The sequence below is a fragment of the Azonexus sp. genome (assembly GCF_036170495.1).
Classification (GTDB): Bacteria; Pseudomonadota; Gammaproteobacteria; order Burkholderiales; family Rhodocyclaceae; genus Azonexus.
This window is the reverse complement of the sequence record NZ_JAVHPH010000011.1, coordinates 1-1,100: the sequence shown is the minus strand read 5'-3', so window position 1 is coordinate 1,100 and position 1,100 is coordinate 1. Positions and strand designations below refer to the sequence as shown.

Sequence of the window (1,100 nt, the reverse complement as noted above, 5' to 3'; positions counted from 1 at the left end):
CTGCTCCGGCTCTTTTACCCCGCGGTCTGGTTCATCAACCTCTTCGCCAGTGGCCTGCTTCGACTTTTTTGCCTGACACCCAAAAGTGCCGACGGCCCTGCCCGGCTATCGCCTGAAGAGCTGCGCAGCCTGGTGCTCGAGTCTTCACACCTGATGCCCCAGAAGCACCACGCAATTCTTTCAAGCCTGTTTGAACTCAACAACATTACCGTCGAAGACGTCATGACGCCTCGTGGCAGCATCGAAATACTTGACCTTGACCAAGAATGGAATGAGGCACGCGCCCAACTCGCTACCAGCCATCACAGCCGACTTCCAGTCTGCCGTGAATCGCTCGACCAATTAATCGGCGTACTGCCAGTACGCCGCCTGCTAACCAACCTTGGCGACCCGGACTTTGACGAAGCTGCCCTGCTGGAACAGTTGCAGCCGCCGTATTACATCGCGCCCGGCACGCCAGTATTTTCGCAACTCGCCTTTTTCCAGGAGAATCGCCAGCGAATCGGCTTCGTTGTGGACGAATACGGCGAAATCCTCGGTCTTCTAACACTGGAGGACATCATTGAAGAATTCGTCGGTGATTTCACCACCTCCTTACCCGGCCTCAGCCACGAACTCGGCTGGTCAGCCGCCGGCGATGCCATCGTTGAAGGATCCCGCGCCTTGCGCGATCTCAACCGGACGCTGGACCTGAATTTCCCAGTAAGCGGACCCAAAACACTAAATGGCTTGATTCTCGAACATTTTCAGGACATCCCAGAGTCGGGCACGAGCATAAAACTGGCCGGCGTAGCCGTTGAAATTCTCCAGACCCAGGACAGGAGTGTCGTCACCGTCCGCATCTTTCGGCCTGAAAGTACCTAACCCTCGACCTCTTCTTTACAAACGGGCGCCTGCGTAGCATCATCAAGCGATCTAATCAGCATTTCATATTGATCAATGGCGGCAACACCTCAAAATCCTCCACTCGGTGGCCTGGCACGAGCGCTTGTACAGGCCGGGCAACTCAAGGAGGCTGAGGCAGAACAATTGCTGGCCCAAGCTCACAACAGCAAGACATCGCTGATTGAGCAGATCATCATCAGCCAGAAAGCAGGCGC

General features: G+C 55.6%; 1 protein-coding gene. It reads left to right on the top strand.

Annotated elements, in window-relative coordinates:
- Positions 1-864: transporter associated domain-containing protein (locus ADADOO_RS00450; RefSeq protein ID WP_511274194.1), on the top strand; the 864-nt coding region annotated here is incomplete at its 5' end.
- Positions 865-1,100 lie beyond the last annotated feature (236 nt).